Here is a 9,697-nt window from a genome sequence, read left to right on the forward strand (position 1 = left end):
GCCCGAGGCCCGTCACCGCAAGGTGGCGGGCCTTTTTTCTGCGCGCTGCGACAGCGCAGCGCTTTTCAGTCGCCCCCGAGATCGGGCATGCTCGCCCGCCAGTTGAAACACTTGAAAACAATAATCCGTCCACTGACCCAACCGGAAGCCCGCCCATGTACGCCTGGATGGCCCTGATCTTCGTTGTCGGTTACCTGTGCATCGCCCTCGAACACCCGCTGAAAATCGACAAGGCCGCCTCGGCCATCCTCACCGCCGTACTGTGCTGGACCGTGCTGGTGCTGGGTGAAGGCAGCATCCTGCCGGCGGCGGAGGCCGGCCACGGCGTGGTCGTCAAACTGCGCCACCATCTGGGCGAGATTTCCGAGATCCTGTTCTTCCTGCTCGGCGCGATGACCATCGTCGAGCTGATCGACTCCCACGAAGGCTTTCGCGCCATCACCGACCGCATCCAGACCCGCAAGCGCGTGCACCTGTTGTGGATCGTCGGCTTCATCACCTTCTTCCTCTCCGCGGTGCTGGACAACCTGACCACCACCATCGTCATGGTCTCGCTGCTGCGCAAGCTGGTGCGCGGCCGGCCGGAACGCTGGATGTACGTCGGCGTGGTGGTGATCGCCGCCAACGCCGGCGGCGCCTGGTCGCCGATCGGCGACGTGACCACCACCATGCTGTGGATCGGCAACCAGATCAGCGCCACCGGGGTGATCAGCGGACTGTTCCTGCCCAGCCTGGTGTGCCTGCTGGTGCCGCTGCTGGTGCTCAGCTTCCGCCTCAAGGGCGAGGCGCCGCGCCCGCGTCTGCGTACCCACCTGGGCGAGGAGCAACGCTGCCCCACCTCGGACTTCGAGCGCAACCTGGTGCTGGTGCTGGGCCTCGGCTCGCTGCTGTTCGTGCCGGTGTTCAAGACCGTCACCCACCTGCCGCCGTACATGGGCATCCTGTTCGGCCTCGGCGTGCTGTGGGTCGCCACCGAAGTGATCCACCGCGGCAAGAACGCCGAGGACAAGCACCCGCTGTCGGTGGTCGGCGTGCTGCGCAAGGTCGACACCCCCAGCGTGCTGTTCTTCCTCGGCATCCTGCTCGCCGTCTCCAGCCTGGCCACCGCCGGCCACCTGACCCAGGTCGCCACCCTGCTGCGCGAGGCGCTGGGCAACGTCTACGCCATCAACTACGCCATCGGCCTGCTTTCCGCGGTGGTCGACAACGTGCCGCTGGTCGCCGGTGCGATGAAGATGTACCCGCTGGCCAGCCCCGCGGCGGTGGCCGCCGCCAGTCCCGCGGACAGCGCCTGGCTCGGCCTGTTCGTCGCCGACGGCACCTTCTGGGAAATGCTCGCCTACTGCGCCGGCACCGGCGGAAGCAGCCTGATCATCGGCTCGGCGGCCGGCGTGGCGGCGATGGGCATGGAGAAGATCAGCTTCGTCTGGTACCTAAAGCGCGTCAGCCTGCTGGCCTTCCTCGGCTACAGCGCCGGCGCCGCCACCTACATGGGCCTGCTGGCCCTGGCCTGACCGCGGAGACGACACATGGAAGTCAGCAAGACCCGCACCAGCTTCTACCGCCGCCTGTACGTGGCCTGGCTGATCGACAGCGGCACCGCCAGCAGCGTACCGGCACTGATGGCGGCCACCGGCATGCCGCGGCGCACCGCCCAGGACACCCTGGCGGCGCTGGCCGAGCTGGATATCGACTGTGCGTTCGTCCAGGAGTCCGGCGAGCGCAACAACGCCGGCAGCTACGTGATCCGCGACTGGGGCGCGATCGACCGGGATTGGGTCGCTGCCCATCTGCCACAGATCCGCGCCGTGCTGGGCTACCCCTGAGCGCATGCGGGCAGTCGCAGCCCGCTGCGTCGTTCTGCGATACCCTTGCTCCAGCCCGTGCCGGCACAGGCGCGGAGACAACACGCCAAGGGGGCACAATGACAATCGAGTGGTGGTACTGGGCGATCGGCGGCATCCTGCTGATCCTGCTGGAGCTGGCGATCCCGGCGTTCTTCGTGATCTGGTTCGGCCTCGGCGCCCTGCTGGTGGCCGGCGTGCTGCTGGTCGCCGGCGAGCTGTCGCTGACCACGCAACTGCTGCTATGGACCCTCGCCTCGCTGGCCATGGTGGTGCTGTGGTTCCGCGTGTTCAGCCCGCTGCGCCACCGCACCCTGGTGGGGACCGCCGACGGCGAGGTGATCGGCGAAGTCGGCCTGCTGGTCGGCGCCGTGGCGCCCTTCGCCCGCGGCAAGGTACGCTTCCAGCGACCGATCCTCGGTGCCGAGGAGTGGGCCTGCGTCGCCGAGGCGGAGATCGCCGCCGGCGAGCGGGTCCGCGTGGTGTCCATCGAAGGCAGCTATCTGAAGGTCGCCAAGGCCTGACCCATCTGATTTCAAGGAGCAGTACATGAGTGCAGGACTAGCCATCACCATCGCCCTGCTGGTGTTCGTCGTCATCACCATCGCCCAGGGCGTGCGCCTGGTCGCCCAGGGCGAGGAGTGGGTCGTCGAGCGCCTCGGCAAGTACCACAGTACCCTGCGGCCGGGTCTCAACATCCTCATCCCCTACCTGGACAAGGTCGCCTACAAGCTGGTGACCAAGGACATCATCCTCGACGTACAGGAACAGGAGGTGATCACCCGCGACAACGCGGTGATCGTCACCAACGCCATCGCCTTCATCAAGGTCACCGATCCGGTCAAGGCGGTGTACGGCATCACCGACTTCTCCGAGGCGATCCGCAACCTGATCATGACCACCCTGCGCTCGATCGTCGGCGAGATGGAGCTGGACGAGGCGCTGTCCTCGCGCGACCGGATCAAGGCACGCCTGCGCGAGAGCATCGCCGACGAGGCGGTGGACTGGGGCCTGACCGTCAAGTCGGTGGAGATCCAGGACATCAAGCCGTCGCTGTCCATGCAGGGGGCGATGGAACTGCAGGCCGCCGCCGAGCGCGAACGCAAGGCGGTGGTGACCAAGGCCGAAGGCGCCAAGCAGGCGGCCATCCTCGAGGCCGAGGCGCGCCTGGAGTCGGCCAAGCGCGACGCCAGTGCCCAGGTGATGCTCGCCGAGGCCTCGGCCGAGGCGATCCGCCGGGTCACCAGCGCGGTCGGCAACGAACCCGGACCGATGATGTACCTGCTCGGCGAGAAGTACATCACCTCGCTGGAAAAGCTCGGCGAGAGCAACAACGCCAAGATCGTGCTGATGCCCGCCGACCTGCAGGAAACCCTGCGCGGCATGCTCGGCAAGCTGGGCGGGCGCTGAGTCGGCGCTCCCGTAGGGTGGGTTAGCCGCGCAGCGGCGTAACCCACCAAGGATGCCGGAAGGCATCCCCTTGCCGGCCTGACGGCCGGTTGGCGGGTTACGGCCTGCGGCCTGACCCGCCCTACAAGACCACAAAACCACCCACCTGCCGCCCCGCTATGGGAAAATGCCCGGCTTTCCGTCCGACGCAGCCGCCATGTCCCAGCCGCCGAAACGCCCTGCCCGCCCCCGTCCCAAAACCGCCGCTGCCGCCGCCCAGCCGCGCGCACCGGCCAGCAAGGGTGAACTGCACCCGCGCAACCGCCACCAGGGGCGCTACGACTTCCCCGCGCTGATCGCCGGCAGCCCGGAGCTGGCGCAGTTCGTGGTGATCAATCCGTACGGCAAGGAAAGCATCGACTTCGCCAATCCCGAGGCGGTCAAGGTGTTCAACCGCGCGCTGCTCAAGCAGTTCTACGGCATCGAACACTGGGACATCCCGCCGGGCTACCTGTGCCCGCCGATTCCCGGCCGCGCCGACTACATCCACGCCCTCGCCGACCTGTTGGCCACCGATTGCGGCGGGGAGATTCCGCGCGGCGCGCAGGTGCGCGTGCTCGACGTCGGCAGCGGCGCCAACTGCATCTACCCGCTGCTCGGCCAGCGCGAGTACGGTTGGCGCTTCCTCGGTTCGGAGATCGACGCCACCGCACTGGCCGCCGCCCGCACCATCGTCCAGGCCAACGGCCTGCAGCGCGCCATCGAGCTGCGCCAGCAGATCGATGCTAAACACATCTTCCACGGCCTGCTGCAGGCCGAGGAGCGCTTCGACCTCAGCCTGTGCAACCCGCCGTTCCACAGCTCGGCGGAGGAAGCCACCCAGGGCAGCCAGCGCAAGTGGAAGAACCTCGGCAAGCTCGACCCCAAGCGCAAGCTGCCGCTGCTCAACTTCGGCGGCCAGTCCAGCGAGCTGTGGTGCGAAGGCGGCGAGATCGCCTTCATTCGCCGGATGATCACCGAGAGCCGCGAAGTGGCGCAGCAGGTGCTGTGGTTCACCAGCCTGGTGTCCAAGGGCGGCAACCTGGAGCAGATCGAGCGCGCGCTGCACAAGAGCGGCGCCGCCGAGGTGCGCACGGTGAGCATGAGTCAGGGCCAGAAGCAGAGCCGCTTCGTCGCCTGGAGCTTCCACAGCGCCGAGCAGCGCGCCGCCTGGCACCAGCGCCGCGGCGCCGCCCAGGACTGAGGGCATGCCCTTCACCCTGCGCGCGCCCGCCGAGTACCGCGAGGAAATCCGCAAGAGCCGCTTCCTCGCCCTCGCCGCACCCATCACCACCGCGGCCGAGGCGCAGGCGTTCATCGAAGGGCACAGCGATCGCACCGCCTCGCACAACTGCTGGGCGTGGAAGTGCGGCGCCCAGTACCGCTTCAGCGACGACGGCGAACCGGGCGGCACCGCCGGCCGGCCGATCCTCGCCGCCATCGAGGGCCAGGACTGCGACCAGGTGGCGGTGCTGGTGATCCGCTGGTACGGCGGCATCCAGCTGGGCACCGGCGGCCTGGCGCGCGCCTACGGTGGCAGCGCGGCCAAGTGCCTGCAGGGCGGCGCGCGCGTCGAGCTGGTCGCCCGCATCCAGGCGCGCTGCCACGTGCCGTTCGCCGAGCTGGCGCGGGTCAAGGCGCGCCTGGACGATTGGCAGGTGGCCATCGAACGGGAAGACTTCGACGCCAGCGGCGCCCTGCTGCACCTGGCGCTGCCGGCCGGGCAGCTGGAAGTGCTTGGCCGCCAGCTCGCCGACCTCAGCCGCGGGCAGCTGCGCCTGGTCCCGCTCGAGTGAGCCTCACATCGCCCATTCCTGCACCACCACGTGGGTCTTGATCCGCTGGATGCCGGGGAAGCGCTCGATCTCGGCGCGCACCTCGCTGAGCCGGGCCATGTTCGGCGCCTCGACCAGCACGAGCATGTCGGTCTCGCCGCTGATCCCGCAGCACTGGCGCACCTCGGCGAAGCCGCGCAGGCGCTCGACGTATTCCAGGCAGCGGCTGTCCTTGTAGAACAGTTCGAGATAGGCCTTGACCCCCGCGCCGGCCGGGTCGCTCACCTGGGCGTGATAGCCGCGGATCACCCCGCTCTGCTCCAGCTGGCGCACCCGCTCGCCTACCGCCGAGCGCGACAGATTGACCACGCGGGCAATCTGGCTGATGGGGATGCGCGCATCCTCGCGCAGCAGGGCGATGATCTGGCGATCGAACTTGTCCATGCGGGTATCTCGACAACAGGCAGTTTGACTGGCAATGGCGGCAATCTGCCGGGCAAACACGGCGGTTCGCCAGCGGCGCACAGGCGCGCGCAGGCCTAACATGGCGCCATCTCCCAAGGGCTGCGAGCATACCCCATGAGTCGTCTGAACAAGGAGTTGGGCCTGCTGCAGGGCATCGCCCTGCTCAGCACCTCGCTGCTCGGCACCGGCATCTTCGCCGTGCCGGCGCTGGCCGCCACGGCGGCCGGAGCGGCCTCGCTGTGGGCCTGGCTGATCCTCATCGTGCTGGTGCTGCCGGTGGCCTTCACCTTCGCCCAGCTGGGCAAGCGCTTCCCCCACGCCGGCGGCGCGCCGCACCTGATCGGCCGCGCCTTCGGCGCACGCCTTGAGCGACTGGTGGCCTTCATGTTCCTCGCCGTGCTGCCGGTCGGCCTGCCGGCGGCGCTGCAGATCGCCACCGGCTTCTGGCAGGCGCTGTGGCCGCTCGGTCGCGGCGAAATCCTCGTCATCCAGCTGGCCACCCTCGCCGCCATGCTGGCCCTCGGCCAGCGCCCGGCGCGCGCCTCCGGCATCGTGCAGGGGCTGATCGCCCTGGCCATCCTCGCCAGCGTGGCGCTGATCTGGTGGGCCGGCGACCTGCCGCTGAGCGACCGCCCGCTGCTGCCGCCGCTGGGCGAGCACTGGTCGCGCATTCCGGCCGCGCTGGCGGTGATGTTCTGGTGCTTCGTCGGCATCGAGGCCTTCACCCACCTGGGCGAGGAGTTCCGCAACCCGCGCCGCGATTTCCCCCTGGCCCTGCTGCTCGGCGTGCTGCTCGCAGGGCTGGTGTACTGGGCCTGCTCGGTGGCGGTGCTGAGCTTCGACGCCTACGGCGATGCGCAGCGCAACGCCACCTCGCTGCCCTGGCTGCTGGAGCGGCTGCTCGGCCCGCAGGCCAAGCTGCTGGTGGCGGTGGTCGGCTACCTGGCCTGCTTCGCCTCGATGAACGTCTACGTGCAGGGCTTCGCCCGGCTGATCTGGAGCCTGGCCGACGAGGGCAAGCTGCCTTCTGCCCTGGCGCGGCGCAACCACCACGGCGTGCCGAGTACCGCGTTGCTGCTGGTGGTGCTGGCCTGCGCGCTGTGCGCGATCGGCGCCGCGCTGCTGCAACTGTCCACCGACGCGCTGATCCGCTACGCCAACGGCAACTTCGTGCTGGTCTACCTGCTCAGCATGGCCGCCGGGGCCGTGCTGCTCCGCGGCCGCTGGCGGATCGTCGCCGCCGTCGCCAGCCTGCTCTGCGCGCTGGTACTGGTCATGCTGGGCCGGGATGCCCTCTACGCACTCGGTCTGCTGGCGCTACTCGCACTGCTCGACGTCGGTCGACGCCGCCGCACCGCGGTGACCTGAGCCGCTCCGCGCTGTCCCCGCGGCAGCGTCCTTGGTTATGCTGCGGGCAGAGCCACGAAAGGAATCCCCATGCGCCGTCTGCTGCAGGACCTGTCGATCATGCTGCGCGCCAACCTCTGGCTGGTGCCGGTGCTGGCTGCGCTGGGCAGCGCGCTGTTCTACTTCGTCGCCCCGCCGCCGCCGATGCAGCTGCGCATGAGCAGCGGCTTCGATGGCGGCGGTTATGCCGTCTTCGCCGAGCGGCTCAGGGACGAGCTGGCCAAGGAAGGCTTCGAACTGGAGCTGGTGCCCAGCAGCGGCGCCCGCGAAAACCTCGCCCGCCTGCTCGACGACAACAGCGGCGTGCAGATCGGTCTGGTGCAGAGCGGCCTCGAACTGCAGCTGAACGAGGCCGAGCGCGCCCGCCTGCACAGCCTCGGCGCGGTGTACCAGGAGCCGCTGTGGCTGTTCCAGCGCCGGGAGCTGCACATCGACGGCCTGCGCGACCTGCTGGCGCTGCGCCTGGCCTTTGGCTCGGCGGGCAGCGGCACCGCCGCAGTGAGCGCCGCGATGCTCGCCGCCAACGGCATCGCCCCCGAGCAGTACCCGAGCCACTGGCAGGCGCGCGCCGGCAGCAAGACGGCCGACGCCCTGCTGGCCGGCGAGCTGGATGCGGCCTTCTTCATCGGCCCGGCGGAAAATGCGCTGATCCAGCGCCTCGCCGCCGCGCCCGAACTGACTCTGGTGAACTTCCGCCGCGCCGCCGCCTACCAGGCGCGCATGCCCTTCGTGCGCGCCATCGCGGTGGGCGAAGGCCTGCTCGACCTGGCCAACAACAGCCCGCAGCACGACATGGTCACCCTGGCGCCGGCCGCCTCGCTGGTGGTCAACGACGGTTTCCACCCGGCTCTGACCCCGCTGCTGCTCGCCGCCGCCCGCGAGGTGACCAGTCGCGGCAGCCTGCTCGACGCCCCCGGCGCCTACCCCAGCGCCGAGCCGGCCACCTTCGCGCTGCTCGACGAAGCCGCCTACTTCTACAGCAACGGCCTGCCGCTGCTGCAGCGCTTCCTGCCGTTTCGCATCGCCTCGCTGGCCGACCGCTACATCATCCTGGTGATTCCGCTGCTGGTGGTGCTGATCCCGCTGCTCAAGGCGGTCGGCCCGCTGTACCGCTGGCGCATCCGCGCGCGCATCTACCGCTGGTACAAGTACCTGCGCGAGATCGACCGCCAGCTCGACGCCGGCACCCTGCCGGCGCGGCTGGACGCGGAAATCGACCATCTGGAAAGCCTCGAGGAACAGCTGGCGCGGGTCGAGGTGCCGCTGGCCTACTCCAACGAGCTGTACCAGCTGCACCTGCACCTGCGCTACGTGATCGAGCGCCTGCAGGCGCTGCAGCAGCGACGCAGCGCCGAGTAGCCTTTCAACAAACGCCCATGCCCTGCATCAACAAGACCAGCCCGCCCTGCTGCCAGCCCCACCAAGCCAGGGCGAGCAGCCCCGCCAGCAGCAGGGCCGCGGCCAGCCAGGCCAGCGCGCGGCGCATCAGGCCGACTCCAGCGGCGCCCGCAGGCGCGCCACCGGCTGCTCGCGCACCGGCCAGTTGAGCAGCGCCGCCATCACGCTGAGACCGATGCAGATCTGCCAGACCAGGTCGTAGCTGCCGGTGCGGTCGTACAGCCAGCCGCCCAGCCAGCCGCCGAGGAAGGAGCCGAGCTGGTGGAACAGGAAGACGATGCCGCCGAGCATCGACAGGTTGCGCACGCCGAACAGGGTCGCCACCGTGCCGTTAGTCAGCGGCACCGTGGACAGCCACAGCAAGCCCATCGCCATGCCGAAGGCGTAGGCGCTCCACTCGCTGAGCGGGGCGAAGAAGAACAGCGCGATCACCACGCCGCGGATCAGGTACAGCGCGACCAGCAGTTTGGGCTTGGAATAGCAGCTGCCCAGCCAGCCGGCGGTGTAGGTGCCGAACACGTTGAACAGGCCGACCAGCGCCAGCACCGTGGTGCCAACCTGGGCCGGCAGGTGCTGGTCGACCAGGTAGGCCGGCAGGTGCACGCCGATGAACACCACCTGGAAGCCGCAGACGAAGAAGCCCAGCGCCAGCAGCCAGAAGCCGGGATGCCCGGCTGCCTCGCGCAGCGCCTCACCGAGGGTCTGGTGCTGTTCGGCGAGCGCCGGCGGCCGGGCCGGCGCGCGCAGCAGCGCCGCCAGCGGCACGATCAGGGCGATCAGCACGGCCAGCGCCAGCAGCGCACCCGACCAGCCGAGCCAGCCGATCAGGCCGAGGCTGCCGGGCAGCATGACGAACTGGCCGAAGGAGCCGGCCGCCGCGGCGATGCCCATCGCCATGCTGCGCTTCTCCACCGGCGCCGCCTGGCCCACCGCGCCGAGCAGCACCGAGAACGAGGTGCCGGACAGGCCCAGACCGATCAGCAGGCCGGCGCTCAGCGACAGCGATGCCGGCGAGTCGCTGAAGGCCATCAGCGCCAGGCCGGCGACGTACAGCACGCCGCCGACCAGCACGGTGCGCCTGACCCCGAAGCGGTCGGCGAAGGCGCCGGTGAACGGCTGGATCAGGCCCCAGACCAGGTTCTGCAGGGCGATGGCGAAGGCGAACACCTCGCGCCCCCAGCCGAAGTCGGCGCTCATCGGCGCGAGAAACAGGCCGAAGCCGTGGCGCACGCCCAGCGACAGGGCGAGGATCAGTGAGCTGCCCAGCAGCATCCAGCCGCAGCGGCGCCAAAGCGAGGTCATGGCGGTCTCCATCGGACAAAAGGCGAGGATATCACTCGGGTATGCCGTTGCGGCCGTCTCCGCCGGCCATCGGTTACA

Annotated in this window: 11 protein-coding genes; 8 read left to right on the forward strand and 3 right to left on the reverse strand. The window is 69.5% G+C overall.

What is annotated here, in order from left to right; genetic code table 11:
* The first annotated feature begins 155 nt into the window (after positions 1 to 155).
* The 6 genes from nhaD (at position 156) to BM297_RS01400 (ending at position 5,068) form a co-directional block, all read left to right on the forward strand.
* Entirely contained in the window at positions 156 to 1,514 is a 1,359-nt protein-coding gene (nhaD, locus tag BM297_RS01375; protein WP_092427547.1) for a sodium:proton antiporter NhaD, read from the forward strand.
* A 15-nt stretch (positions 1,515 to 1,529) separates the two neighbouring features.
* Positions 1,530 to 1,826 carry a winged helix-turn-helix domain-containing protein gene (locus BM297_RS01380; RefSeq protein ID WP_092427549.1) on the forward strand — a complete coding sequence of 99 codons (297 nt, stop codon included), beginning with the start codon at positions 1,530 to 1,532 and terminating at the stop codon, positions 1,824 to 1,826.
* Between the two features lie 98 nt (positions 1,827 to 1,924).
* Positions 1,925 to 2,368, forward strand: coding sequence for an NfeD family protein (locus tag BM297_RS01385; RefSeq protein WP_092427551.1), 444 nt, complete (start codon positions 1,925 to 1,927; stop codon positions 2,366 to 2,368).
* Positions 2,369 to 2,393: 25 nt separating this feature from the next.
* Positions 2,394 to 3,254 carry an SPFH domain-containing protein gene (locus BM297_RS01390; RefSeq protein ID WP_092427553.1) on the forward strand — a complete coding sequence of 287 codons (861 nt, stop codon included), beginning with the start codon at positions 2,394 to 2,396 and terminating at the stop codon, positions 3,252 to 3,254.
* A gap of 196 nt (positions 3,255 to 3,450) precedes the next feature.
* Positions 3,451 to 4,476, forward strand: coding sequence for a 23S rRNA (adenine(1618)-N(6))-methyltransferase RlmF (rlmF, locus tag BM297_RS01395; RefSeq protein ID WP_092427555.1), 1,026 nt, complete (start codon positions 3,451 to 3,453; stop codon positions 4,474 to 4,476).
* 4 nt (positions 4,477 to 4,480) lie between these two features.
* Positions 4,481 to 5,068 carry an IMPACT family protein gene (locus BM297_RS01400; RefSeq protein WP_092427557.1) on the forward strand — a complete coding sequence of 196 codons (588 nt, stop codon included), beginning with the start codon at positions 4,481 to 4,483 and terminating at the stop codon, positions 5,066 to 5,068.
* A gap of 3 nt (positions 5,069 to 5,071) precedes the next feature.
* Here the strand turns inward: BM297_RS01400 and BM297_RS01405 are convergent, their stop codons facing one another.
* On the reverse strand, positions 5,072 to 5,491 hold the full coding sequence (locus BM297_RS01405) for an Lrp/AsnC family transcriptional regulator (RefSeq protein ID WP_092427559.1): 420 nt from the start codon (positions 5,489 to 5,491) through the stop codon (positions 5,072 to 5,074).
* A gap of 135 nt (positions 5,492 to 5,626) precedes the next feature.
* Here BM297_RS01405 and yjeH point away from each other — a divergent pair, with 135 nt between their 5' ends.
* Positions 5,627 to 6,880 carry an L-methionine/branched-chain amino acid transporter gene (gene yjeH, locus BM297_RS01410; protein WP_092427561.1) on the forward strand — a complete coding sequence of 418 codons (1,254 nt, stop codon included), beginning with the start codon at positions 5,627 to 5,629 and terminating at the stop codon, positions 6,878 to 6,880.
* 69 nt (positions 6,881 to 6,949) lie between these two features.
* A complete protein-coding gene (locus BM297_RS01415) occupies positions 6,950 to 8,278 on the forward strand; it encodes a TAXI family TRAP transporter solute-binding subunit (protein WP_092427563.1) in 1,329 nt (442 codons plus the stop codon).
* 4 nt (positions 8,279 to 8,282) lie between these two features.
* On the opposite strand, the gene BM297_RS22245 is transcribed toward BM297_RS01415, so the two are convergent.
* Positions 8,283 to 8,405, reverse strand: a complete 123-nt coding sequence (locus BM297_RS22245) for a hypothetical protein (RefSeq protein ID WP_281250230.1) — start codon at positions 8,403 to 8,405, stop codon at positions 8,283 to 8,285.
* Entirely contained in the window at positions 8,405 to 9,619 is a 1,215-nt protein-coding gene (locus BM297_RS01420; protein ID WP_092427565.1) for an MFS transporter, read from the reverse strand. Before BM297_RS01420 ends, BM297_RS22245 begins: the two co-directional genes overlap by 1 nt.
* Positions 9,620 to 9,697: the final 78 nt, after the last annotated feature.

It is taken from the genome of Geopseudomonas sagittaria (assembly GCF_900115715.1).
In the GTDB taxonomy this organism is placed as follows: domain Bacteria; phylum Pseudomonadota; class Gammaproteobacteria; order Pseudomonadales; family Pseudomonadaceae; genus Geopseudomonas; species Geopseudomonas sagittaria.